18 protein-coding genes are annotated in these 24,757 nt (G+C 73.3%); 14 read left to right on the top strand and 4 right to left on the bottom strand.

Going from position 1 to position 24,757, the window contains the following annotated elements; translation table 11 throughout:
* Nucleotides 1–42: 42 nt before the first annotated feature.
* The 4 genes from AMK29_RS22125 (at nt 43) to AMK29_RS22110 (ending at nt 5,086) form a co-directional block, all read left to right on the top strand.
* Nucleotides 43–1,599, top strand: a complete 1,557-nt coding sequence (locus AMK29_RS22125) for a phytoene desaturase family protein (protein ID WP_073815566.1) — start codon at nt 43–45, stop codon at nt 1,597–1,599.
* 210 nt (nt 1,600–1,809) lie between these two features.
* A complete protein-coding gene (tdh, locus tag AMK29_RS22120; protein ID WP_073815564.1) occupies nt 1,810–2,844 on the top strand; it encodes an L-threonine 3-dehydrogenase in 1,035 nt (344 codons plus the stop codon).
* Nucleotides 2,845–2,847: 3 nt separating this feature from the next.
* Entirely contained in the window at nt 2,848–4,047 is a 1,200-nt protein-coding gene (locus AMK29_RS22115) for a glycine C-acetyltransferase (protein ID WP_073815560.1), read from the top strand.
* Nucleotides 4,048–4,177: 130 nt separating this feature from the next.
* Nucleotides 4,178–5,086, top strand: a complete 909-nt coding sequence (locus AMK29_RS22110; protein ID WP_073815557.1) for a LysR family transcriptional regulator — start codon at nt 4,178–4,180, stop codon at nt 5,084–5,086.
* 109 nt (nt 5,087–5,195) lie between these two features.
* On the opposite strand, the gene AMK29_RS22105 is transcribed toward AMK29_RS22110, so the two are convergent.
* Together AMK29_RS22105 and AMK29_RS22100 are read right to left on the bottom strand one after the other, a co-directional pair.
* Nucleotides 5,196–7,220: a sialidase family protein gene (locus AMK29_RS22105; protein ID WP_079197066.1), complete on the bottom strand. Its 2,025-nt coding sequence runs from the start codon at nt 7,218–7,220 to the stop codon at nt 5,196–5,198.
* 94 nt (nt 7,221–7,314) lie between these two features.
* On the bottom strand, nt 7,315–8,985 hold the full coding sequence (locus AMK29_RS22100; protein WP_073815555.1) for a serine hydrolase domain-containing protein: 1,671 nt from the start codon (nt 8,983–8,985) through the stop codon (nt 7,315–7,317).
* Between the two features lie 165 nt (nt 8,986–9,150).
* Between AMK29_RS22100 and AMK29_RS22095 the strand changes: the two genes are divergently transcribed.
* The 5 genes from AMK29_RS22095 to AMK29_RS22070 all read left to right on the top strand — a co-directional run bounded on the left by AMK29_RS22095 (nt 9,151) and on the right by AMK29_RS22070 (nt 14,325).
* Nucleotides 9,151–10,275: an NAD(P)H-dependent flavin oxidoreductase gene (locus AMK29_RS22095; protein WP_073815552.1), complete on the top strand. Its 1,125-nt coding sequence runs from the start codon at nt 9,151–9,153 to the stop codon at nt 10,273–10,275.
* Nucleotides 10,272–11,822, top strand: coding sequence for an acyl-CoA synthetase (locus tag AMK29_RS22090; RefSeq protein WP_073815550.1), 1,551 nt, complete (start codon nt 10,272–10,274; stop codon nt 11,820–11,822). The genes AMK29_RS22095 and AMK29_RS22090 overlap by 4 nt, the downstream gene beginning before the upstream one ends.
* A gap of 73 nt (nt 11,823–11,895) precedes the next feature.
* Nucleotides 11,896–12,600, top strand: a complete 705-nt coding sequence (locus AMK29_RS22085; RefSeq protein WP_073815548.1) for a GNAT family N-acetyltransferase — start codon at nt 11,896–11,898, stop codon at nt 12,598–12,600.
* Nucleotides 12,601–12,951: 351 nt separating this feature from the next.
* Entirely contained in the window at nt 12,952–13,185 is a 234-nt protein-coding gene (locus AMK29_RS22075; RefSeq protein WP_198942305.1) for a winged helix-turn-helix transcriptional regulator, read from the top strand.
* A 42-nt stretch (nt 13,186–13,227) separates the two neighbouring features.
* Nucleotides 13,228–14,325 carry a calcium:proton antiporter gene (locus AMK29_RS22070; protein WP_073815885.1) on the top strand — a complete coding sequence of 366 codons (1,098 nt, stop codon included), beginning with the start codon at nt 13,228–13,230 and terminating at the stop codon, nt 14,323–14,325.
* A gap of 21 nt (nt 14,326–14,346) precedes the next feature.
* On the opposite strand, the gene AMK29_RS22065 is transcribed toward AMK29_RS22070, so the two are convergent.
* A complete protein-coding gene (locus AMK29_RS22065) occupies nt 14,347–16,734 on the bottom strand; it encodes a penicillin acylase family protein (RefSeq protein WP_073815545.1) in 2,388 nt (795 codons plus the stop codon).
* A gap of 156 nt (nt 16,735–16,890) precedes the next feature.
* Here AMK29_RS22065 and AMK29_RS22060 point away from each other — a divergent pair, with 156 nt between their 5' ends.
* Nucleotides 16,891–18,450, top strand: coding sequence for a fatty acyl-CoA synthetase (locus AMK29_RS22060; RefSeq protein ID WP_073815543.1), 1,560 nt, complete (start codon nt 16,891–16,893; stop codon nt 18,448–18,450).
* On the opposite strand, the gene paaK is transcribed toward AMK29_RS22060, so the two are convergent.
* On the bottom strand, nt 18,447–19,733 hold the full coding sequence (gene paaK, locus AMK29_RS22055) for a phenylacetate--CoA ligase PaaK (RefSeq protein WP_073815540.1): 1,287 nt from the start codon (nt 19,731–19,733) through the stop codon (nt 18,447–18,449). The two genes, AMK29_RS22060 and paaK, sit on opposite strands and share 4 nt — an antisense overlap.
* A gap of 343 nt (nt 19,734–20,076) precedes the next feature.
* Here paaK and AMK29_RS22050 point away from each other — a divergent pair, with 343 nt between their 5' ends.
* The 4 genes from AMK29_RS22050 (at nt 20,077) to AMK29_RS22035 (ending at nt 24,755) form a co-directional block, all read left to right on the top strand.
* On the top strand, nt 20,077–21,303 hold the full coding sequence (locus tag AMK29_RS22050) for a cytochrome P450 (RefSeq protein WP_443334077.1): 1,227 nt from the start codon (nt 20,077–20,079) through the stop codon (nt 21,301–21,303).
* A gap of 16 nt (nt 21,304–21,319) precedes the next feature.
* Nucleotides 21,320–21,925 carry a cupin domain-containing protein gene (locus tag AMK29_RS22045; RefSeq protein ID WP_073815537.1) on the top strand — a complete coding sequence of 202 codons (606 nt, stop codon included), beginning with the start codon at nt 21,320–21,322 and terminating at the stop codon, nt 21,923–21,925.
* A gap of 51 nt (nt 21,926–21,976) precedes the next feature.
* On the top strand, nt 21,977–22,777 hold the full coding sequence (locus AMK29_RS22040; protein ID WP_073815535.1) for a GNAT family N-acetyltransferase: 801 nt from the start codon (nt 21,977–21,979) through the stop codon (nt 22,775–22,777).
* Between the two features lie 79 nt (nt 22,778–22,856).
* Nucleotides 22,857–24,755 (top strand): serine/threonine-protein kinase, encoded by a 1,899-nt coding sequence (locus AMK29_RS22035; RefSeq protein ID WP_073815532.1) that lies wholly within the window; start codon nt 22,857–22,859, stop codon nt 24,753–24,755.
* Nucleotides 24,756–24,757 lie beyond the last annotated feature (2 nt).

Genomic DNA, 24,757 nt, shown 5'->3' with positions numbered 1-24,757 from the left:
CCGCCCTCTTTCCCGGCCCGCCACCCCGTGTGAGCATGAGCCATGACCGCTTCCACCGAGTCCGCCGCCGCCCGTCCCTACGACGCCGTCGTCGTCGGCGGCGGTCACAACGGCCTGGTCGCCGCCGCCTACCTGGCCCGCGCAGGGCGCTCCGTGCTCGTCCTGGAGCGGCTCGGTTCCACCGGGGGCGCCGCCGTGTCCACCCGGCCCTTCGCCGGGGTCGACGCGCGGCTCTCCCGGTACTCGTACCTCGTCTCGCTCCTCCCCGAGAAGATCGTGCGGGACCTCGGGCTGCGGTTCGCCGTGCGGAAACGCTCCATCTCCTCGTACACCCCGAAGGGCGACGGAGGCCTCCTCGTCGGCGGCGGCCCCGACCGCACCCGCGCCTCCTTCGCCGCGCTCACCGGCTCCGACCGCGAGTACGACGCGTGGCAGGCCTTCTACGCCCGCACCGGCCGGGCCGCCCGCCGCATCTTCCCCACCCTGACCGAGCCCCTCCCGACCCGCGCCGCGCTGCGGGACCGCGTCGACGACGCCGACACCTGGCGGATGCTCTTCGAGGAACCCCTCGGCGCCACCGTCGAGCGGACCTTCGCCGACGACCTCGTCCGGGGAGTCGTCCTCACCGACGCCCTCATCGGCACCTTCGCCGACGCCCACGACCCGACGCTCCCGCAGAACCGCTGCTTCCTCTACCACGTCATCGGCGGCGGCACCGGCGACTGGGACGTGCCCGTCGGCGGCATGGGCGCCCTCACCGACGCCCTCGCCGACGCGGCCCGCGCCGCCGGTGCCGACCTCCGCACCGGCCACGAGGTCACCCGGATCGAGACCGACGGAAGCCGCGCCGCGATCACCTTCCGCACCGCCGACGGCGAGGACACCGTCGAGGCGGGCCACGTCCTCGTCAACGCCTCCCCCCGCGACCTCGCCGCCCTCCTCGGTGAGACGCCACCGCCGGCCCCGGAAGGCGCCCAGTTCAAGGTCAACATGCTGCTCACCCGGCTGCCGAAACTCCGCGACCGCTCCGTCGACCCGCACGAGGCCTTCGCCGGCACCTTCCACATCGCCGAGGGGTACGGGCAGCTCGCCACCGCCCACGCCGAGGCCGCCGCCGGCCGGCTGCCCTCCGCCCCTCCCTCCGAGATCTACTGCCACTCCCTCACCGACCCGACGATCCTCGGCCGCGACCTCGCCGCCACGGGCCACCAGACGCTCACCCTGTTCGGGCTGCACACCCCCGCACGACTGTTCACCGCCGACAACGAGGGCACCCGCGCCGCGCTCCTCGCGGCGACCCTCGACCAGCTCGACGCCCGCCTGGACGAACCGATCGCCGACTGCCTCGCCGTCGACGCGGACGGCCGGCCCTGCGTCGAGGCGAAGACCCCGCTCGACCTCGAACGCGAACTGCGCCTGCCCGGCGGCCACATCTTCCACCGCGACCTCTCCTTCCCCCACGCGCAGGACGGCACGGGCCGGTGGGGCGTCGAGACCCGGCACGCCAATGTGCTCCTGTGCGGGGCGGGCGCGGTCCGGGGCGGCGGCGTGAGCGGCATCCCCGGCCACAACGCGGCGATGGCGGCCCTCGGCCGGTGACCGGGGCGCCCTCCGCAGGGGCTCCGCCGTTCGGGCGCGTCGACGCCGGCGCGCCCCCGCCCGGGGTGTGAAGCTGATCTGCGAGCGCGCTTAAGAAATCCTCGATGGACCGCGAGCTCTCCGTACGGAAGATTCTCTTCCAGGGATCTTGGGCACACAGTCGTGCCCGCACCCCCACATCACAGGACACGCACGTCGGGAGCCGTGGCATTGAAGGCGTTGGTCAAGCTGAAGGCGGAGCCGGGACTCTGGCTCACGGATGTGCCCGAGCCGGAGACCGGCCCCGGAGACGTACTGATCAAGGTCAAGCGGACCGGTATCTGCGGGACCGACCTGCACATCCGCTCCTGGGACGGCTGGGCGCAGAAGACGATCGCCACGCCCCTCACCCTCGGCCACGAGTTCGTCGGCGAGGTCGTCTCCGTCGGCCGTGACGTCGCCGACATCGCCGTCGGCGATCTGGTCAGCGGCGAGGGCCACCTCGTCTGCGGCAAGTGCCGCAACTGTCTGGCCGGCCGTCGTCACCTCTGCCGTGCCACCGTCGGCCTCGGTGTCGGCCGGGACGGCGCCTTCGCCGAGTACGTGGCCCTGCCCGCCTCGAACGTCTGGGTCCACCGCGTCGCCGTCGACCTCGACGTCGCCGCGATCTTCGACCCGTTCGGCAACGCCGTGCACACGGCGCTCTCCTTCCCGCTGGTCGGCGAGGACGTCCTCGTCACCGGCGCGGGCCCGATCGGCATCATGGCCGCCGCCGTCGCCAAGCACGCCGGCGCCCGCAGCGTGATGATCACCGACGTCAGCGAGGAGCGCCTCGCCCTGGCGCGCAAGACCGGGGTCACCCTCGCCCTCAACGTCGCCGAGCAGACCATCGCCGACGGCCAGCGCACCCTCGGGCTCAAGGAGGGCTTCGACGTCGGCCTGGAGATGTCCGGCAACCCGCACGCCATGCGCGACATGGTCGCCAACATGACCAACGGCGGCAAGATCGCCATGCTGGGCCTCCCCAGCGAGGACTTCGCCGTCGACTGGGCGAAGATCGTCACCTCCATGATCACGGTCAAGGGCATCTACGGCCGCGAGATGTTCGAGACCTGGTACGCGATGTCGGTGCTCCTGGAGGGCGGCCTCGACCTCGCCCCCGTCATCACCGGCCGGTACGCGTACACCGACTTCGAGGCCGCCTTCGACGACGCGGCCTCCGGCAAGAGCGGCAAGATCATCCTCGACTGGACTGCGGGAGCCTGACCCATGTTCGATTCCGTACGCGACGACATCCGCGCCACCCTCGACGAGATCCGGCAGGCCGGGCTCCACAAGCCCGAGCGGGTCATCGGCACGCCCCAGTCGGCCACCGTCGCCGTCACCTCGGGCGGCCGCCCCGGCGAGGTCCTCAACTTCTGCGCCAACAACTACCTGGGTCTCGCCGACCACCCCGAGGTGGTCGCCGCCGCCCACGAGGCGCTGGACCGCTGGGGCTACGGCATGGCGTCCGTCCGCTTCATCTGCGGCACCCAGGAGGTGCACAAGGAGCTGGAGGCACGCCTCTCGGCCTTCCTCGGCCAGGAGGACACGATCCTCTACTCCTCCTGCTTCGACGCCAACGGCGGCGTCTTCGAGACGATCCTCGGCGCCGAGGACGCGGTCATCTCCGACGCCCTCAACCACGCCTCGATCATCGACGGCATCCGCCTCTCGAAGGCCCGCCGCTTCCGCTACGCCAACCGTGACATGGCCGACCTGGAGCAGCAGCTGAAGGAGGCCACGGAGGGCGGCGCCCGGCGCAAGCTCATCGTCACCGACGGCGTGTTCTCCATGGACGGCTACGTCGCCCCGCTCGACGAGATCTGCGACCTCGCCGAGCGCTACGACGCCATGGTCATGGTCGACGACTCGCACGCCGTCGGCTTCGTCGGCCCCGGCGGCCGGGGCACCCCCGAACTGCACGGCGTCATGGACCGCGTCGACATCATCACCGGCACCCTCGGCAAGGCCCTCGGCGGCGCCTCCGGCGGCTACGTCGCCGCCCGCGCCGAGATCGTCGCCCTGCTGCGCCAGCGCTCCCGCCCGTACCTCTTCTCGAACACCCTCGCGCCGGTGATCGCCGCCGCCTCCCTGAAGGTCCTGGACCTCCTGGAGTCCGCCGGTGACCTCCGCGAGCGGCTGCGCGCCAACACCGAGCTGTTCCGGACCCGTATGACGGCCGAGGGCTTCGACATCCTCCCCGGCGACCACGCCATCGCCCCCGTCATGATCGGCGACGCGTCCGAGGCCGGCCGCATGGCCGAACTGCTCCTGGAGCGCGGTGTGTACGTGATCGGCTTCTCGTACCCGGTCGTGCCGCAGGGCCAGGCCCGGATCCGCGTCCAGCTCTCCGCCGCCCACTCCACGGACGATGTGAACCGCGCCGTCGACGCCTTCGTCGAGGCCCGCGCGGCCCTGCGCGGCTGAGAGGCGGGCATCGGTCTCCGCCACCACGGGGACCGGTCCCGTGACCCCGCGCGGCTGAGGGTCGGGACCGGCCCCGTCGCCCCGCGCGGCCGAGGCGGGCGGCGGTCTCACGGCCTGCGAGACTAGGGGCATGATCGAAGCGCGGCGGTTGCACATCCTCCGTGCGGTGGCCGACCACCGCACGGTCACGGCGGCGGCCGCCGCGCTCTATCTCACCCCCTCCGCCGTCTCCCAGCAGCTCGCCGCCCTGGAACAGGAGACCGGCCACCGCTTGGTCGACCGCAGCGCCCGGGGCGCCCGCCTCACTCCCGCCGGCGAGATCCTGCTCAGCCACGCCAACGCCGTCCTCGCCCAGTTGGAGCGCGCCGAGTCGGAACTCGCCGCCTACAGCTCGGGTGACGCCGGCACGGTCACGGTCGCCGCCTTCGCCACCGGCATCGGGCTCGTCGTGGCCCCGGCCCTCACCGCCCTGGCCCGCACCGCGCCCGGCATCCGGGTCCGGGTGCGGGACGCCGAGGGTGACGAGAGCCTCCTCATGGTCCTCGACCGGCAGGTGGACGTGGCCGTCGCCGTCGAGTACCGGGGGGCGCCAGGCGAGGACGACGCACGCCTCACCCGGGTCCCGCTCTACGCGGAGCCCTTCGACGCGGTCCTGCCGGCCGGCCACCCGCTCGCGCACCACGAGCGGATCGCGCTCGCCGACCTCGCCAAGGACACCTGGATCGGCCAGTCCACCGGCAACCCCTGCCATGACGTGACCGTCCTGGCCTGCGAGTACGCCGGGTTCGCGCTGCGCCTGGAGCACTCGTCCGACGACTTCCGCGCGGTCGTCGCCCTCGCGGCGGCGGGCGCGGGCGTGGCGCTTGTACCGCGTTCGGCGCTGCGGGGCATGGAACGCGCGGGCGTGGAGGTCCGCCCCATCGACGGCGTCGCCCCGACGCGCAGGGTCTTCGCCGCCGTCCGCCGCGGCGCGGAGGAGCACCCCTTGATCAGCCCCGTCCTGACGGCCCTGCGCACGGCCTCGGGACCCGGCGCCTGAGGCGCGCCGCCGCGCGGTACGGCCCCGGTGGCGGACGGCCCCCGGCGCCGCGCGGCCCTCGGTGGCGGACGGTCCGTCCGCCACCGAGGGGCCCGGCCGGGGGTGGGCGCTACCAGATGGTCGAGAATCCGAGGCGGAGGCGTTCGTCCTCGGTGGCCACGTCGAGCGAACCGTTCTTCACCCGGGCGGCCTCGTCCGGGGTCAGCGCGCTCCGGAAGAGCCTCACGTCGTCCAGCGTGCCGCGGAAGAGCTGCGCGACCCCGGCCGGCTGGTTCGGGAAGTCGGGCCGGGCGCCGATGTGGATGTTGAACTGGGCCGCGGGGGTGACGTTCCTGTCCGCGGCCGACGCTCCCCGCGGCATGGTGGCGGTGGCCGGAGCGCCGCCGTCCACCGCGAGGCCGAGGGTGAGGCCGCTGCGGGTGAGGACGACGTGGTGCCATCCGCCGTCGTCGTACGAGGAGGGGAGCGTCACCTCCGTGGAGCCGATGTCGGTGCCGACGGTGGCGCGCAGGACGTCGCCCGCTCCGGGTTCCGCCCGGATCGAGAAGTGCCGGCCCTTCTTCAGCGGGTCGGTGCCCGGCATCCCGTACGCCCAGATGATCGGGAGCGTGCCGGTGGTGGCCGAGTGCCGGAACCACGCCGTGACGGTGAAGTCCTGGTCCTCGACCCGCAGGGACGGCGAGCAGACGAGTCGCAGGTAGTCGTCCGTGCCGTCGAATTCCATGGCCTTGCCGCCGAGGCGCGTGCCGAGCACGGCCCCGCCGTGGATGACGGCATGGTTGCCGGATACGCCCGGCGGACGCACACGGGTGTCGGCGGTGCGGGGGCGGCGCAGCTCGGTCGCGGCGTCGTCCATGTCCTTCTCGGTGAAGGCCGCGAAGACGAGGTTGCCGTGCGGGATGTTGCCGGCCGTCTCGTACAGGACGCCGAGGGAACCGTCCGGAAGCAGTGTCAGATCGGAGTAGCCGGTGCGGGCCGCCGAGACGAGGGTGCCGACGGTCTTCCAGCTCTTCCCCTCGTCGTACGAGGAGCGGACGGCCAGTTCACGCCGGTCCTCCAGCGGGTTCGGGCCCAGCCGGGAGGGACCCGAGTAGAGCAGCCGGTCGGGCTTGCCGTCATGGTCCTGGGCGTGCAGCCGCAGCAGCGAGCCGAACGTCGGGGAGGTGTCCAGGTTCGCCACCGGGGTGAAGGGCGCGGCGAAGGAGGCTCCGCCGTCGGCGCTCGTGGTCTCCAGCCGGTGCTCGTTGGTGGCGCAACGGGTGGGCTCGGAGTTGCGCGCGTTGACGTACACGTCGCCGTCCGTGGTCTGGGCGACCGTCAACTCGGCCGGGAACGCACCGGACTTGCTCACCTCGGGAGTCGTGGCGCCGAGCGTCCAGGTCATGCCGCCGTCGTCGCTGTAGTACAGCTGGGCGCCCGCGGTCGTGTTGCCCCCCGCCGTGTGGTCGCCGGGCACGATCAGCCGGCCCTTGTGCGGTCCGCGGTCGAGCTGGATGCCGTGACCGGGCCCGGTGGACACCCAGCCCCACCCGGGCGCCTTCGCCTGCGGCAGCTCGACGCTCGGGGACCAGGTCACTCCGCCGTCCGAGCTGTGGACCGCGCGGACGGTCCGGGGGTAGTCGTCGCGGTTCGGCTTGGCCCCGTCACGGTTCCAGTCTCCGCTGGAGTACAGCAGGGTGATCCGGCCGGTGAACGCGTCCACCACGGGGGCGGGGTTGCCGTGCGCGAGCGCGTCGCCCGCGCCGACGACGACCTGAGGCTCCTCCCAGTGCGCACCGCCGTCGAGGGACCTCCGGAGCACGATGTCGTTGTCGCCGACGTCGTGGCAGCCGGTCGTGCTCAGCCGGGTGCGGCCTTCGGCGAAGGCGAGGAGGACGCCGCCGGTGCTGGTGACGAGGGCCGGAATCCGCGTGCAGAAGTAGTGCTCCCGAGCTTTGAACGGCGTGTTGAGCACCTGCGTCGTGAGGGACGTCGTGGACGCCGGGGTGGCGCTCGTCGCCGGCGCGGCCGCGTGCGACGGCGGTGTGACGGCGAGGGCGACCGCGGCCAGGACGGCGAGGGAGAGTGCGCACATCCACGCGGTCGGTGCGAAGCGGCGCGCGCCCGGTGGGCGGCGCTCGGACAGGGACGACACGAAGGACACCTCGTTACGAAGGAGATCTCCCGCCGGGGCGGTACTCCATGTGATCACATGTGCGCATTCCGTACGGGTGTGGGGCCCGGTGTGTTCAATCGGCCGACGTGCTCCACCCGTTCGCCTCGATCCGCGCCGAGTCCTCCGGCCGCGCCGCGTCGAACGCCGGGCGTCCCGCGCCGTCGAGAAGCCGGAGCCCGTCCACGTACACACCGCGCCCCACGTACCGCCGGTCCATGGTGTACCGCCAGCGCACGAGCCCGCCCGCGTCGGGCAGCGGCGCGGACACGGTGTGCCAGACGCGCCCGGACCAGCCGCCGACCGTGCCCGTCGGGTGCTCGGTGCGCCCGTCGGTGGTGAGGGGCACCGGCCGCCAGGTCGCGCCCCCGTCGGCGGATGCCTCCAGGGCGACCGCGTCAGCGCCCGGCACGGTGTCCCACCACAGGGCGCATTCGAGCCGTTGCGCCCCCGGCGCCGGCGGCAGGGTGAGCGTGCCGGTGCTGCCGCTCTCCATGCCGGAGAACCAGGCCGCGCGGCCCCCGGCCGACCGTACGGGCACCGCCCTGGCCAGCCGGTTCGCCAGGGCGACACGTGGGGCGGAGCCCGAGCGCCAGGAGCGGACCGGGTGCACGGAGTTGCCCAGGACGACCAGGAAGGTGTCGGTCGTCGGGTCCAGGACCACGCTGGTCCCGGTGAAGCCGGTGTGCCCTGCCGTACGCGGGGTGGCCATCGCACCCATGTACCAGCGCTGGTCCAGCTCGAAGCCGAGGCCGTGGCCGTCACCGGGGAAGGCGCTGTTGAAGTCGGTGAACAGCAGCTCCACCGAGGCGGGGGACAGGACGCGGGCCGTGCCGTACGCCCCGCCGTTGAGCAGGGCGCGGGCGAGGACCGCGAGGTCCCACGCGCGGGAGAAGATCCCGGCGTGGCCCGCGACCCCGCCCAGGGCGTGGGCGTTCTCGTCGTGGACCTCGCCCCGCACCATGCCCCGGTCGAGGTCCGACCACGGCGGCCGGGCGTCCTCGGTGGCGGCGATCCCCGGCCGCCAGGAGAGCGGTGGACGGAAACGAGTGCGGTGCATCCCGAGCGGAGCGGTGATCTCGTCGTGGAGCAGGACATCCAGACCGTGACCGGTGATCTCCTCCAGGACCAGCTGGAGCGCGATCAGATTCAGATCCGAGTAGAGGTACGCGGTCCCCGGCGGGTGCGCCGGGGCCTCGTCCCACAGCAGCCGCAGCATCCCCTCCCGCGTCGGCTCCCCGTACAGCGGAAGCCACGACCGCAACCCCGAGGTGTGGGTGAGCAGCTGGCGGACCGTGACCTCCCGCTTCCCGCCGCCGCCGAACTCCGGCAGACAGGCGGCGACCCTGCCCTCCAGGTCCAGCGTCCCGCGCTCGATCTGCTGCACCGCCAGGATCGAGGTGAACAGTTTGGTGACCGACGCCAGGTCGAAGACGGTCTCCTCGGTCATGGGGACCCGGCGCTCCGGCGGCAGTTCGACCCCGGTGTCCGTCGCCTCGTCGTAGGCCGCGTACCGCACGGCCGAGCCGATCGCCCGGTGCAGCGCGACGACTCCGCCCCGCCCGGCCAGCAGCACGGCGCCCGCGTACCAGGGGTGGGCGGGGGAGGGGGCGAGGAAGCTCTCGGCCTCGGTGACCAGCCCGTCCAGGTGGGCCGGGAGCAGACCGGCCTCCTCGGCCGAACCCGCCCGCAGGGTGGTCCGCCGCCCGGCCCCGCCTGCCCCGCCGACCCCGTACGCCGTCGCCACCGTCCGTCGCCTCCTCCACGAGCTCGAACTCTCGACCTCAAGCTAAGCCTCACCCCCGGTCCACCCGCACCGGCACGCGCACCTCCACGTGCCGCTCCGCAAGAATCTGACGCTGCATCAGAATTTCTCTTCCCTCCGGCGCGCCGCTGCGGCATCCTGCCGCCCATGAAGACGGAGCTGAGTCGCACCCTGGGGATCGAGCACGCCATCTTCGGCTTCACGCCCTTCCCCGCGGTGGCCGCCGCACTCACCAGAGCCGGAGGGTTCGGCGTCCTCGGCGCCGTCCGCTACACCGCCCCCGACGACCTCGCCCGCGACCTCGACTGGATGCAGGAGCACACCGACGGCCTGCCCTACGGCCTCGACGTCGTGATGCCCGCCAAGAAGGTCGAGGCCCCGGCGCATCGCACGCTCACCGAAGCCGATGTCGAGGCCATGATCCCGGCGGAGCACCGCGCGTTCGTGCGCGCCACGCTCGCCAAGCACGGCGTACCGGAACTGGCCGAGGGTGAGGCCTCCGGCTGGCGCATCACCGGCTGGATGGAGCAGGTCGCCCGCAACCAGCTCGACGTGGCCTTCGACTACCCGATCAAGCTGCTCGCCAACGCCCTCGGCTCCCCGCCCCCGGACGTCGTCGCCCGCGCCCATGACCACGGCGTCCTCGTCGCCGCCCTCGCCGGGAGTGCCCGCCACGCCCGCCACCACGCCGAGGGCGGCATCGACGTCGTCGTCGCCCAGGGGTACGAGGCGGGTGGCCACACCGGCGAGATCGCCTCCATGGTCCTCACCCCCGAGGTCGTCGACGCCGTGTCCCCCCTGCCCGTGCTCGCCGCCGGCGGCATCGGCAGCGGCGAGCAGATCGCCGCCGGGCTCGCCCTCGGAGCACAGGGCGTCTGGCTCGGCTCGATCTGGCTCACCACCACCGAGGCCGAGCTGCACTCACGCGCCCTGACGGCCAAGCTCCTGGCCGCCGGTTCCGGTGACACCGTCCGCTCCCGCGCCCTGACCGGCAAGCCCGCCCGGCAGCTCCGCACCGAGTGGACCGACGCCTGGGACGACCCGTCGGGGCCCGGCACGCTCCCCATGCCGCTCCAGGGACTCCTCGTCGCCGAGGCCGTCTCCCGCATCCAGAAGCACGAGGTCCTGCCGCTCCTCGGCACCCCCGTCGGGCAGATCGTCGGCCGGATGGACTCCGAGCGCAGCGTCCAGCAGGTCGTCGACGACCTCACCCGGGGCTTCGAGAGAGCCGTCACCCGCATCAACCGCATCGCCGGAAGGAGCACACGGTGAATCAGAGCCCCACCGGCTTCTGGGCCCAGGCCGCCGCCGACCCGGGCCGTACGGTCCTGATCGCACCCGACGGCGAGGAATGGACCGCCGGCCGGCTGCACACCGAGGCGAACCGCCTCGTCCACGGGCTGCGCGCCGCCGGGCTCGAACGCGGCGACGCCTTCGCCGTCGTCCTGCCCAACGGCCCCGAGTTCTTCGCCGCCCATCTCGCCGCCACCCAGGCCGGGTTCTACCTCGTCCCCGTCAACCACCACTTCGTCGGCCCCGAGATCGCCTGGATCGTCGCCGACTCCGGCGCCAAGGTCCTCGTCGCCCACGAACGGTTCGCCGAGACGGTGACCGCCGCCGCCGACGAGGCCGGGCTCGCCGCCACCCACCGGTACGCCGTCGGCGCGGTGCCCGGCTTCCGTCCGTACGCCGACCTGCTCGAAGGCCAGGACGGGACCCCGCCCGCCGACCGCACCCTCGGCTGGGTCATGAACTACACCTCCGGCACCACGGGACGGCCCCGCGGAATCCGCCGCCCGCTCCCCGGCAGGCTCCCGGAGGAGACCCCTCTCGGCGGGTTCCTCGGCATCTTCGGCATCCGGCCGCACGACGGGAACGTCCACCTCGTCTGCTCGCCGCTCTACCACACAGCCGTGCTCCAGTTCGCCTCGGCGGCCCTCCACATCGGGCACCCGCTCGTCCTCATGGACCGGTGGGCACCCGAGGAGATGCTCCGTCTGATCGACCGCCACGCCTGCACCCACACCCATATGGTCCCCACCCAGTTCCACCGGCTCCTCTCCCTCCCGACGGAGGTACGGGAGCGGTACGACGTCTCCTCGATGCGCCACGCCATCCACGGCGCCGCGCCCTGCCCCGAGCACGTGAAGCGGGCGATGATCGACTGGTGGGGCCGCTGCGTCGAGGAGTACTACGCCGCCAGCGAGGGCGGGGGCGCGTTCGCGACCGCCGAGGAGTGGCTGAAGAAGCCGGGCACCGTCGGCCGGGCCTGGCCCATCAGCGAGCTCGCCGTCTTCGACGACGACGGCGTACGGCTGCCGCCGGGCGAACTCGGCACCGTCTACCTCAGGATGAACACCGGCGGCTTCCGGTACCACAGGGACGAGGCCAAGACGGCGAAGAACCGCATCGGCGACTTCTTCACCGTGGGCGACCTCGGGATCCTCGACGAGGACGGTTATCTCTTCCTCCGCGACCGCAAGATCGACATGATCATCTCCGGCGGGGTCAACATCTACCCGGCCGAGATCGAGGCGGCGCTCCTCGCCCACCCCGCCGTCGCGGACGCCGCGGCCTTCGGCATCCCGCACGCCGACTGGGGCGAGGAGGTCAAGGCCGTCGTCGAGGCGGCCGACGGCCACGTGCCGGGGCCCGCGCTCGCCGCCGAGATCCTGGCCCACTGCGCCGACCGCCTCGCCGGCTTCAAGCGCCCGAAGACCGTCGACTTCGTCCCGGCCATGCCCCGCGACCCCAACGGCAAGCTGTACAAGCGGCGCCTGCGCGACCCGTACTGGGAGGGCCACGAGCGCCCGCTCTAGACTGCGTGCGCGGGGAGGTCTCCGACGGGGACCGCCTTCCCCGTTCGGCACGGAGTACGAGAGGGACGTCACGATGGCGGGCCGCGATCCCTTCGTACTGGACGACCCCGTGGCCGAGTCCCTCCGGGGCCGTCACGCCCACCTCGCCCGCCGCGTCGGCGGGGCCGTCACCTACCTGCCGGACGTCTCGACCTTCGCAGCCGTGTCCACCGACCCGGATCCGTCGAGGTGGGCCGACCTCACCGAACTCCTCGGCCGGGGGGAGTTCGCCGACATGTTCAGCTGCCCGGTTCTCCCGCCGTCGGACTGGGAGCCCGTCTTCGTCCTGGAAGGCCGCCAGATGATCCGGCCGGACGGCGGCACGTCCGGGGCTCCGGGAGACGCGGCGGACGACGACGTGCTCGACCTCGGCGCGGACGACGTGCCCGAGATGCTGGACCTCGTCGCACGCACCCGGCCCGGGCCGTTCCGGTCCCGGACCCCCGAACTCGGCACCTACCTCGGCATCCGCGAGAAGGGCACGCTGGTGGCCATGGCCGGCGAGCGGCTCCGCCCGCCGGGCTGGACCGAGATCAGCGCGGTCTGCACCGCGCCCGAGGCCCGCGGACAGGGCCACGCCGCCCGGCTGGTCGGCGCGCTCGCGGCGCGCATCGAGGCGCGGGGCGAAGGGCCCTTCCTGCACGTGGCCGAGGCGAACACCGGTGCGATCGCCCTCTACGAGAAGCTCGGCTTCGTGACACGCAGGCACGTGACCTTCCGAGGCTTCCGCACGCCGTAGCGAGCGCCCTGCGGGGTCGTTGGCGGCCACGTCGCTGCCCTGTGGCCGCTTCGCCGCGCCTCGGCCCTGCGCGGCCTGCCGCAGGCCCCCGATGCCGACAGCTCGTCCAGCTCGTCCGGCTCGGCCCCGACAGGCAGAGCCGGGTCGAAGTCCATGCCGGTGAAGGAGTCGGCGAGTTCCAGCGACAGGACGCCGTGCATCCGGATCCAGAACGTCAGGAACCGGTGGGCGGTCAGGGCTCGCCCCCTCGGGCGGCGGGCCTACGTTCCCGGCGCGGCCCGCGTGCGAGTCAGGGCCGCGTCAACGAGCCCGCCGCCCGGCTGGAGATCGCCCCCGACGACCGTGAGCCTCATGGTGGGGGACCTGGCGAAGAAGGGCGTACTGGAACGCGTCGAGGACCCGGCCGACCGCAGGCGCAAGATCGTCTCCATCGCGCCGGCGCACGCTGCCGCCATCGACGGCTGGCTCGGCCGCAGCGCCAACGCCTGGCGCTCCGCCCTCGCCCCGCTCGACGCGGCGCAGCGGCGGATGTTCCTGGAGACGCTCGGCGCGTACGAGCGCGGCCTCAGCGACCCCTTGGACTGAACGAAACCGGGCGAAAGCCCCCTCTGTGGCAGGATGCGGATCATGAGTTCGAGCACGGCGTCATTGACACGGCAGTGGACCACCTGGGGGCCGGTGGTGGCGGCGCTTGCACTTGTCGCGGCCTGGGGGCGTGACCTCCCGGGTTTCGCCGTCGGGCTCATCGCGCTCTGCCTCATCGCCGCCGTCCTCGCGGCGGTCCACCACGCCGAGGTCATCGCCCACCGCGTCGGGGAACCGTTCGGTTCGCTCGTCCTGGCCGTCGCGGTCACCGTCATCGAGGTCGGACTCATCGTCACGCTGATGGCCGGTGGCGGCGAGAAGACCTCCACGTACGCGCGGGACACCGTCTTCGCCGCCGTCATGATCACCTGCAACGGTATCGTCGGCCTGTCCCTGCTCGTCGCCGCGCTCCGCACCCGGGTCGCGGTCTTCAACGCCGAGGGGTCCGGCGGCGCGCTCGCCACCGTCTGCACCCTGGCCACGATGACGCTGGTCCTGCCGACCTTCACCACGAGCCAGCCGGGCCCCGAGTTCTCCACCGCGCAGCTCGCCTTCGCCGCCGTCGCCTCCCTCTGCCTGTACGGCGTGTTCGTCGGCGTCCAGACCGTACGGCACCGGGACTACTTCCTCCCGGTCCCGCGTCCCGGCCACGACTCGGCCGACGAGCACGCCGAGCCGCCCTCCCGGCGCGACGCCTGGAACAGCCTCGGTCTGCTCCTCCTCGCCCTCGTCGCCGTCGTCGGCAACGCCAAGGTGATCTCGCCGACCATCGAGGACGGCGTCGAGTCGGCGGGCCTGCCCAAGGCGGTCGTCGGTGTCGTCATCGCCCTCATGGTGCTGCTGCCCGAGACCCTCGCCGCCGTCCGCGCGGCCCGCAGGGACCGGGTACAGACCAGCCTCAACCTCGCCTACGGCTCCGCGATCGCCAGCATCGGACTGACGATTCCGGCGATCGCGCTCGCCTCCATCTGGCTGTCCGGGCCCCTCGTGCTCGGTCTCGGCCCGCTCCACATGGTCCTGCTCGTCCTCACCGGTGTGGTGAGCGCCCTGACCGTGGTGCCCGGACGGGCCACCCTCCTCCAGGGCGGCGTCCATCTCTCGATCTTCGCCGCCTTCGTCTTCCTGTCGTTCAGCCCCTGACGGCGGGGCCCGGAGGAAGCGTCAGCCCCTGACGACCACCACCCGCAGCGCCGGCGAGCGCAGGATGTCCTTCTCGCAGAACCGGGAGGTCACCCAGCGCTCGCCCGCGTACAGCCGGGTCTGGTCGCTGTGGTGCGGCGACGCGGGGTTCGACGACTGGGAGTACGCGAGCAGGGTGCGGGCCACCGGGCACCGGCCGCCGTCCCAGCCGACCGCCTGCACATGGCTGGTCCCGTGGGCGACCTCCACGTAGCCGCCGCCCGCCGCGTCCCACACGGACTCGGTCTTGTTCCAGATGCCGAGCGACTCGGTGCCGCCGCTCACCGGGATCCGCTGCCCGTTCCGTACGACGAACTGGTGGGCGCCCAGCGGCGCGTCCAGCGGGATCCCGGCGGCCCGCAGCTCCGCCGCCGCGTCGGCCAGCGCCTTCGCGAACCCGGGCGCCGCCGTGTTGAGGGTGTGCGGGGTACGCACAGGGTCGGCCGGCGAGAACGGCACCTTCCACTGGTCGGCGGGCTTCACCGCAGCGGTGAACTTCCGCCAGAACCGGTCGAAGAGCAGCGCGCCCCGGCTGTCCGTGTCCACCGTCCGGTCCCAGGCCCCGATCACCCGGCAGACCTCCGCGTCCCCCGGGAGCACGGTCGCGCAGGCCTCCGCCGCGTCGGCGGCCGCCAGGTCACCGGCCGGCGCCCGGTTGGCGAACTGCTGGCGCTGGAGGTCCGCCACCGTCAGACGGCCGCGCTCCGCCATCGCCGCCACGTCCTCCACACCGCCCCGGGTGCGCAGCGAGCGCTGGGTCGCGACCGTGCCGAAGATCCGCTCGTAGCCGGTCAGCGGCCGGTCGGCGTTGGTCAGCCAGGCGCTGTCGTTGGAGTTCTCGACGTACGGGGTGTCCCGCAGCACCGGCATCCGCGCCGGGCCGAAGACCCCCGCCTGGACCGCGTCCGGGTCGGAGCCGAGCGCGCAGTCCGACCGCGAGCCGTCGAGCACCGCCACACCCGAGGACGGGTAGGTGGCCCGGCCGAGCGGGGTGGAGCAGCGCCGGTCGAGCTCGTCGGTGACGCGGGGGAGCACCTGTGCCTGGGTGAAGAGGGAGTGCCCCGAGGAGTCGGCGGCGATCGTGTTGACCCAGGGCAGGCCCTGGGTGCGCTTCAGGGTGTCGGCGATGTCCTGCGTGGACCGTGCCTTGCCGAAGCCGAGCGCCGTGTCGGAGCCGCGCAGGTTGACCGCGTTGGGGTCGTTGAGGGCGTACGCCGTGGTGGTGGTCCACGGCAGCGGGAGCTGGGGGCCGAGGCCGCCGACGACCGGGCCGTACCGGGTCCACCACTGGGTGCGGGTGACGGGTGCGCCGTCCTTGACCGGCACCGTCACCGTGCGCGGGGTCATCCGCTCCGGCCTGCCGTCCACGAGGTACGAGGTCGGGTCGCCAGGGGCGAGCGTCAGCTGGTGCAGGTTGAGCGGTACCCCGGTGGCGACGGTGTGGCTCCAGGCGACCTTGTCGTTGAAGCCGATGTTGACGACGGTCGTGCCGAGGAGCGAGGCGCCGGAGACGTTCAGTTCGCCCGGGATGGTCTGCTGCGACTGCCAGAAGCGGCGGCCGCCCTGCCACGGATAGTGCGGGTTGCCCAGGAGCAGCCCGCGCCCGTTCGCCGTGGTGGCGCCCGAGAAGGCGACGGCGTTCGAGCCCATGGTGGCGTTCTCCGCGGCGAACAGGTCCCGCGCCGCCGCGGCCGTACGCGCCGGGTCGGGCGCCTCGGCGGGCGTCCCCGTGGGGGCGGCGGGCGGCCGGGCGGCGGTGATGCCGTCGACGGCCCGGCCCTGCCCGCCGAGCACCGACACGGCGAACCCGCGGCGGGCCACGTCGAGCGCGGTCACCGGACGGACCCAGTCGGCCCCCGCGCAGGCCGGATCCGTGATCCGGTTCTTCCGCAACCAGGCGTTGTACCCGGCCGCCCAGCCGCGCATGAGTTCCTTCAGGTCACGGCTCGGCCCGGCCGGCGGCGGGGTCGCGAGCAGGTCCTCGACCGTCCCCGCGTCCCGCACCCCGCGGAAGTACAGGTCGCTGGAGAGGTTCGTGGCGGCGGAGGAGAGCGAGCCGTCCGTGGCGGCGTCCGGGCCGAAGTGCCGGGAGCGGTCCCCGTTCACGGTCAGGAAACCGTCCGCGAGCGTGCAGACCTGGTCGGCGGCCTGGGCCCAGCCGGTCCCGAAACCGAGGTTCGCGTAGTCCTTGGCCAGGATGTGCGGGACGCCGTACTCGGTGTACCGGATGACGGCCGACAGGCCCTGGTCGGACGGGTGGTGGCCCCGGCCTCCGGAGTCGGCGACCGCCGCCCCCGGCAGCGAGGCGGTGACGACGGCGAGGGCGGCACCGGTGAGCGCCAGGTGTTTCAGACGGGTGCGGAGATGCAACGTGTCTCCCAACGGACTGATGTGCACGGCTGGTTGGACCATGCACGCAGCCATGCGTCCCCTTGTCAACATCCCGTTCGGTATCCGAGGTCCGAGCGGGTACGGCACGCCTCCCGGTACTTGACCTTCCGCCCGGTACGCGCCGAGGATCACCGCATGGACCGACTCCTCAGCCGCGCCGTCGACGGCGTCCTGCGCATGAGCGCCCAGCGCGTCCCCGACCGGATCGCCGTCCGCTACGCCGACCGGACCTGGACGTACGCCGAGCTGGACGCGGCCGTCTCCACCGCCGCGGCCGTCCTGCGGGAGCCGCACCACGGAATCGGTCTGCCCGACGGCGCCCGGGTCGCCACCTACGGCCACAACTCGGACGCCTACCTCGTCGCGTTCCTCGCCTGCTCCCGCGCCGGCCTGATCCACGTGCCGGTCAACCACCACCTGACCGGCGACGACCTCGCGTACCTCCTGGAGCAGTCGGACACCTCGCTCGTCCTCGCCGACCCCGCCCTCGCGGACCGCGTCCCTGACGGCTTCGCGGTCAAGGCCCTGCGGGACGCGCCCGGTTCACTCCTCGACGCGCTCGCCACGCCGGAGACGTACGACACCGACCGCGACGCCCGCGAGTACGTCCAGCTGCTGTACACCTCGGGGACCACCGCCCTGCCCAAGGGCGCGATGATGACCCACCGCGCGCTCGTCCACGCGTACGCGAGCGCCATCGAGGCCCTCGACCTGAGCGAGGACGACCGGCCGGTGCACGCGCTGCCGCTCTACCACTCGGCGCAGACGCACGTCTTCCTGCTGCCCTACCTCGCCGTCGGCGCCGAGAACACCCTCGTCGACGGTCCGGACCCGGCCGTCCTGTTCGACCTGATCGAGGCCGGACGCGCGGACAGCCTGTTCGCGCCGCCGACCGTCTGGATCGGCCTCGCCAACCACCCGGAGTTCGACGCCCGCGACCTGTCCGCCCTGCGCAAGGCGTACTACGGGGCGTCGATCATGCCGGTGCCCGTCCTGGAGCGGCTGCGCACCAGGCTGCCGGGGCTCGCCTTCTACAACTGCTTCGGCCAGTCCGAGATCGGCCCGCTGGCGACCGTCCTCGGCCCCGACGAGCACGAGGGCCGGATGGAGTCCTGCGGCCGTCCGGTCCGCCATGTCGAGGCCCGCGTCGTCGACGAGAACGGCGACGACGTCCCCGACGGCACCCCCGGCGAGATCGTCTACCGCTCGCCCCAGCTGTGCGACGGCTACTGGCGCAAGCCCGACGAGACGAAGGAGGCCTTCCGGGGAGGCTGGTTCCACTCGGGCGACCTCGCCGTCCGCGACGCCGAGGGCTACTACACGATCGTCGACCGGGTGAAGGACGTCATCAACTCAGGAGGCGTCCTGGTCGCCTCCCGTCAGGTCGAGGACGCGCTCTACACCCATCCCGGCGTCGCGGAGGTGGCCGTGATCGGCCTCCCGGACGACCGCTGTATCGAGGCGGTCACGGCCGTGGTCGTCCCGCGCGGCGAGGTCACCGAGACCGAACTCCTCACCCACGCGCGGGAGAAGCTCGCCCACTTCAAGGCCCCGAAGCGCATCCACTTCACCCCCGAACTGCCCCGCAACGCCAGCGGCAAGATCCTCAAGCGCGAACTCCGCGACCGCTTCGCCGACACCCCCTGGGGAATGCCAGGCGCCGCGAGCAGGCGGAACGTTCCCGACACCCCCTAGGACTCCCTCAGGTCCACGATCCGCTTGATCTTGCCCACCGAGCGCTCCAGCGTCCCGGGGTCCACCACCTCGACCCCGACCGAGACCCCGATGCCGTCCTTGACCGCCGCCGCGAGCGAGCGGGCCGCCTCGGCCCGCTCCTCGCCGGTCGCCCCGGAGCGGGCCTCGGCGCGCACGGTCAGGACGTCGAGCCGTCCCTCCCGGGTCAGCCGCAGCTGGAAGTGCGGGGCCACGGCCCGGGTACGGAGCACCAGTTCCTCGATCTGCGTCGGGAAGAGGTTCACCCCGCGCAGGATGATCATGTCGTCGCTGCGGCCGGTGACCTTCTCCATCCGCCGGAACACCCGCGCGGTCCCCGGCAGCAGACGGGTCAGGTCACGGGTCCGGTAGCGGATCACCGGCATGGCCTCCTTGGTGAGCGAGGTGAAGACCAGCTCCCCCTCCTCCCCGTCCGGGAGCACCTCGCCCGTGAACGGGTCCACGACCTCCGGGTAGAAGTGGTCCTCCCAGATGTGCAGCCCGTCCTTGGTCTCCACGCACTCCTGCGCCACGCCGGGCCCGATCACCTCCGACAGGCCGTATATGTCGACCGCGTCGATCGCGAAGGCCTCCTCGATCTCCTTCCGCATCGCCTCCGTCCACGGCTCCGCGCCGAAGACGCCCACCTTCAGCGAGGTCGACCGCGGGTCCACGCCCTGCCGCTCGAACTCGTCGAGCAGCGTGAGCATGTACGAGGGGGTCACCATGATGACCTCGGGCCGGAAGTCCTGGATGAGCCGCACCTGCCGGGCCGTCATACCGCCCGACGCCGGGATCACCGTGCACCCCAGCCGCTCCGCCCCGTAGTGGGCGCCCAGTCCTCCGGTGAACAGGCCGTACCCGTACGCCACATGCACCTTGTGCCCGGGACGGACGCCGGCGGCCCGTAGCGACCGGGCCACCACGTCCGCCCATGTGTCGAGGTCGCCGTCGGTGTACCCGACGACGGTCGGGCGGCCCGTGGTGCCGCTGGAGGCGTGGACGCGCCGGACCCGCTCCGGGGCGACGGCGAACATCCCGAAGGGGTACTGGTCGCGGAGGTCCGCCTTCGTGGTGAAGGGGAGACGGGCCAGGTCCGCGAGCGTCCGGCAGTCGTCCGGGGTCACCCCGGCCGCGTCGAAGGAGCGCCGGTAGAAGTCCACGTTCTCGTACGCGTGGCGGAGGGTGGCACGCAGGCGCTCCAGCTGGAGCGCCGCCAACTCCTCGCGTCCGAGCCGCTCGCCGCTGTCCAGCAGGTCCGTCATCGCGCCACTCCTCCACGGCCCCGCTCGTCAGACGGACGACCGATCATTCGGTAGATGCCTTCCGGGTCAGTAAAACCGGAGGGACCCGGGGGTTGGCAAGGGGCACGGCGGAACAATTCCCGGCACCGCCGGGTGCGGCCCGGTCATCACCCCTTGGGGTGCCTTTCCGGCGGGCTCCGACCCCCGCGCGTCCACGGCGGGAAGGGTGGATCAGCCGAGGTCCGCCCGGCCTCGGTTCCGCCGCCCCGGCCCCGGCGGCGGCCCGCCCGCGCGCCCGGACGAAAGTGAACGTCATGCCCCACCCGCACCGCCCCGCCGTCACCGCCCCCGAGGGGACGGCCCCGTGACCGCCGCCACCACCACCGCCACCGACGCCGGCACCCCCCAGGTCCACTTCTGGGCCGTGCCCGACCTCACCGGTCTCGACTTCGACCCGCTGCTCGCGAAGCTGCTGCACGAGGACCCCGTCACCCGGGTCCGGCTGCCGCACGGCGAGGGACACGCCTGGCTCGTCACCCGCTACGAGGACGTCAAGTTCGTCTCCGTCGACCCGCGCTTCAGCCGCCAGGCCGTCTGGGGCCGCTCCGTCACCAGGGTCGCCCCCCACTTCATCCCCATGGAGGGCGCCGTCGGCTTCGCCGACCCGCCGGACCACACCCGGATGCGCCGCGTCGTCGCCCGCGCGTTCGGCGCCCGCGCCCTGCGTGCCCTGCGCGACCACGCCCAGGAGGTCATGGACCGGCTCCTGGACCGGGTCGACGAGCACGGCGCGCCCGCCGACCTCATGGCTCTCGTCAACCGGCCCTTCCCCCTCGCCATGGTCAGCGAACTCATGGGGGTGCCCGAGGGCGACCAGCCGCTGATGGCCCGCTGGTCCGACACCATCATCTCCGCCGCCGCCGGCCGCGAGGCCAGCGAACAGGCGAAGGCCGACATGGGCCGCTACTTCACCGAACTCGTCGGTCGCAACCACGGCACCGGCAAGGAGACCCTCGCCGCCGTCCTCGCCGACGCCGTCGACGACGAGACCCTCACCGCGCACGAGGCCACCGGACTCGCCGTCCTCATCCAGATCGGCGGCGCCCACGCCGTCCGCAACAACAGCGCCAACATGGTGTACGCGCTGCTCACCCACCCCGAGCACCTGGCCCGGCTCCGCGCGGAACCCGCGCTGGTGCCCCAGGCCGTCGAGGAACTCCTCCGCTACATCCCGCACCGCAACGCCGTCGGCCTCTCCCGGATCGCCCTGGAGGACGTCGAGGTCGGCGGGGTCACCATCCCGGCCGGCGATCCGGTCTACGTCTCCTACCTGACCGCCAACCGAGACCCCGCCGTCTTCCCCGACCCGGACCGGCTCGACTTCGACCGCGGTTACAACCCGCACGTCGCCTTCGGACACGGCCCCCACTACTGTCCGGGCTCCGCGCTCGCCCGCATCGAGTCGGAGATCCTCGTCGAAAGCCTGTGGACCCGTTTCCCCGATCTGCGGCTCGCCGTGCCCGAGGACCAGCTCCGCTGGCAGCGCGGAGCCCTCATCCGCGGCCCCGAGGCCCTTCCGGTCACCTGGTGAGAGGGGTTCGCACACCGTGACAGCCACCGCGATCGGACCGGGCGGCGGCCTCATCGTGCCGCCCGGCCACGGGAAGACCCTCACCACCGCCGCCCAGCACGTCACCTTCAAGGTGACCGGCGAGCACTCCCGTACCGCCTCCACCTTCGAGGTCGTCGTCCCGCCCGGCTTCGACGTCGGCGCCCACGCCCACGGACACAGCGAGGAGCTCTTCTACGTCCTGGAGGGCGAGCTGGACGTCCTCGCCTTCGAGCCTCTCGTCCGCACGAAGGACAGCTGGCGCGCCTGGGAGTCCTCCTCCGGGCAGCGGGCCGTGCGGGCGACTCCAGGGACCCTCGTCCTGGTGCCGCCCGGCTGCCCGCACGCCTTCGCCAACCCCACCGGTGAGCCCGTACGCATGCTCTTCCAGGCCTCGCCGCCGCCCGACCACGAGCGGTACTTCGAGGAACTCATGGAGATCCTCGGCTCGGGCGGCGAGGTGGACCACGCGGCCGTCGAACGGCTCCGGATCCGCTACGACATCGATCAGATCACCCCGCTCCGGCACGACGCGGGAAGGGCCGACCCGGCGGGCACGGACGCGGGAAGAGACGCGGGAAGAACGGCCGTCGGGGCCGGGTGACCGGCCGAAATCCCGTTGCCACGGGGCGGACGCGGTGCTGGAGTGGCCCCCATGGACCCCCAGCACCTGCGTGACCTGTACGACCGTCAGCTCCGCCGGGAGGCCAGACCCGACGGGCCCGGCTGCCGGATCGAGCGCGTCGGCGACGTCGTCCGGCAGACCGGACCCGCGCACGCCTGGAACGGAGTGCTCTGGTCCCGGCTCGACGCCCCTGCCGCCGACCGGGCCATCGCCGGGCAGATCGACCACTACCGCACCGCCGGCCTGTCCTTCGAGTGGAAGCTGTACGCCCACGACACCCCCGGCGACCTCGGTGCGCGGCTCCTCGCGGCGGGCTTCACCGCCGAGGACACCGAGACCCTGATGGTCGCCGAAGCCACCTCCCTGCCGCAGGACGTACCGCTCCCCGCAGGCGTCGAGCTCCGCGAGGTCACCGACGAGGCGGGGGTACGCCAGGTGGTCGAGGTCCATGAACGCGCCTTCGGCACCGACAGCGCCCACATCGGCCGCCGACTCCTCGACCGCCTCGCGGCCGACCCCGGCACCGTCACCGCCGTCGTCGCCCTCGCGGCCGGTGAACCCGTGAGCGCGGCCCGCCTCGAACTGTGCCCCGGCACCGACTTCGCCGGCCTCTGGGGCGGCGGCACCGTCGAGGGCTGGCGGGGCCGCGGCCTCTACCGCGCCCTCGTCGCCCATCGCGCCCGCGTCGCGGCCCGGCGCGGCCACCGGCTCGTGCAGGTCGACGCCGCCGACACCAGCCGCCCGATCCTCCAGCGCCTCGGCTTCCTCGCGCTGACGACCACGACCCCGTACACCCATGACGTACGGACGGACCCGGCTGTCCATCCGTAGGCCGCGCGGCGGACCGGACCGCCCCGCGACGGTAGGGTGCCGTCCGGCAACAGAAGTCCGCGTGGGGAGACAAGAGTTCATGAGTGGTCAGCAACCGGGTCGGGGCGACACGGGCGAGATCTTCCGACCGCTCGCGGCGGACGACCCCACCACGGTCGCGGGGTACCGGCTCGCGGCCAAGCTGGGGGCGGGCGGCATGGGGAAGGTGTACCTCTCGTACACGCCCGGCGGCCGACCCGTCGCGATCAAGCTGATCCGCCCCGAGTTCGGCGAGGACGCGGAGTTCCGCCGCCGCTTCGCGCAGGAGGTGCGCTCCGCACAGCGCGTGCAGGGACTCTTCACGGCGCCCGTGATCGACGCCGATCCCGAGGGCGCCCAGCCGTGGCTGGCCACCGCTTATGTCCCCGGCCCGTCGCTCGCCGACGCGGTCGTCGCGCACGGAGCGCTGCCGGTGGAGACGGTGCTGCTGCTCGTCGCGGGGATGGCCGAGGCCCTGCACGTCATCCACGGCGCCGGGATCGTCCACCGCGACCTCAAGCCGTCCAACGTGCTGCTCGCCTCCGACGGGCCCCGCGTCATCGACTTCGGCATCGCCCACGCGGCCGACGCGACCTCGCTGACCGGCAGCGGCGTCACCATCGGCACCCCGTCGTTCATGGCTCCCGAGCAGGCCGCGGGCCGCAAGGTGACCCCGGCGACGGACATCTTCGCGCTGGGGCAGGTCGCGGCCTACGCGGCGACGGGGGTCCCGGCGTTCGGCGAGGGCACCTCGCACGGCGTGCTGTACCGCATCGTGCACGAGGAGCCGGACCTCGGCGCCGTGCCGGAGCGGCTGAGCGAGCTGGTCGCGCGGTGCCTCGCGAAGGACCCCGAGGCGCGGCCGACGCTCGCCGAGGTCATCCAGCTCTGCCAGGAGGCGAACGCGGCGACGGTGCTCCGCCGGCCCGAGGACTGGCTGCCGGCCCCGGTCTCCGCCGACATCACGGCGCGGGCGGCGGCTCCCGCCCCCGTCCAGACGCCTCCGCCCCCGCAGACCGCCCCCGCGCCCGGCTACGCACCCACCGCTCCCTCGGGCCCGCCCCCCGGCCACGCGCCCACCGCGCCCGCGGGTCCGACCGCCGCGGCCTACGCGCCCACCGCACCGGCCCCGCCGGCCGCCGCGCCCGGCGGCTACGGGCCCCCCGTCGGGCAGCAACCCGGCCCCTACCGCACGCCTCCGCCGGCGCACGCCACCCCCGTCCACGCGTACGCGCCGACCCAGGGACCCTTCCCCACGCCGTACCAGCACCCCGGCGTCCCGGGCGGGCAGCCGCCGGGCGCCGCACGGGGGAAGGCCGGGCGAGGACTGCTGGTCGCCCTCGCCGCCGTGCTCGCCTTCGGCGCGGTGGGGGGTCTGACGGCGTACGTCCTGCTGAAGGACAAGGGGCAGGAGACCACGGCCGACGGCGGCAAGCCGACCGGCGGCACCTCGACCGGCGCCAAGCCGACCGGCGACACGGCCGGCTCCGGGCCGAGCGGCCAGGACGCGGGGACGACCCCCGCCGCCACCGGCGGCACCCCGAGTGCGACGCCCTCGACCGGGGGCGACCCGCAGCCCGCCGACTACCCGGGCATCAACCTCACCGCCGGCTACCACCTGACCCTCGGCGACGACGCCATGCGGCCGCAGAAGGGCGAGGACGGCGGGTACGAACTCTCCTACGACACCGGCGGGTACCTCGACGCGGAGACCAACGGCAGCAGCATGGCCCTCCTCGACCCGGGTCAGAAGGGCTCCCTCGCCGCGTGCCGCGCGGAGACCCGGTTCACTCCGGACGTCTACGTGAACAAGCTGTCCACGGGCCGCCAGATCTGCGTCACGACCGGTACGGGGCACCTGGCCCTCGTCACGGTCAGGGGCATCTCCCCGGAGGACTCGCCCAGCACGTATCTGACGCTCGACGTCACGGTCTGGCGCGACGCGGCCGCCTCCTCGTAAGG

Source organism: Streptomyces sp. CB02261, assembly GCF_001905665.1.
Lineage (GTDB): Bacteria > Actinomycetota > Actinomycetes > Streptomycetales > Streptomycetaceae > Streptomyces.
Note: the sequence above shows the minus strand (reverse complement) of the source record. Positions and strands in the feature narration are given on the sequence as shown.

Excerpts from the sequence above, each read along its gene's own strand:
- AMK29_RS22125 (WP_073815566.1), top strand. The coding sequence starts at position 43 with ATGACCGCTTCCACCGAGTCCGCCGCCGCCCGTCCCTACGACGCCGTC.
- AMK29_RS22115 (WP_073815560.1), top strand. The coding sequence starts at position 2,848 with ATGTTCGATTCCGTACGCGACGACATCCGCGCCACCCTCGACGAGATC.
- AMK29_RS22110 (WP_073815557.1), top strand. The coding sequence starts at position 4,178 with ATGATCGAAGCGCGGCGGTTGCACATCCTCCGTGCGGTGGCCGACCAC.
- AMK29_RS22095 (WP_073815552.1), top strand. The coding sequence starts at position 9,151 with ATGAAGACGGAGCTGAGTCGCACCCTGGGGATCGAGCACGCCATCTTC.
- AMK29_RS22085 (WP_073815548.1), top strand. The coding sequence starts at position 11,896 with ATGGCGGGCCGCGATCCCTTCGTACTGGACGACCCCGTGGCCGAGTCC.
- AMK29_RS22075 (WP_198942305.1), top strand. The coding sequence starts at position 12,952 with ATGGTGGGGGACCTGGCGAAGAAGGGCGTACTGGAACGCGTCGAGGAC.
- AMK29_RS22070 (WP_073815885.1), top strand. The coding sequence starts at position 13,228 with ATGAGTTCGAGCACGGCGTCATTGACACGGCAGTGGACCACCTGGGGG.
- AMK29_RS22060 (WP_073815543.1), top strand. The coding sequence starts at position 16,891 with ATGGACCGACTCCTCAGCCGCGCCGTCGACGGCGTCCTGCGCATGAGC.
- paaK (WP_073815540.1), bottom strand. The coding sequence starts at position 19,733 with ATGACGGACCTGCTGGACAGCGGCGAGCGGCTCGGACGCGAGGAGTTG.
- AMK29_RS22040 (WP_073815535.1), top strand. The coding sequence starts at position 21,977 with ATGGACCCCCAGCACCTGCGTGACCTGTACGACCGTCAGCTCCGCCGG.
- AMK29_RS22035 (WP_073815532.1), top strand. The coding sequence starts at position 22,857 with ATGAGTGGTCAGCAACCGGGTCGGGGCGACACGGGCGAGATCTTCCGA.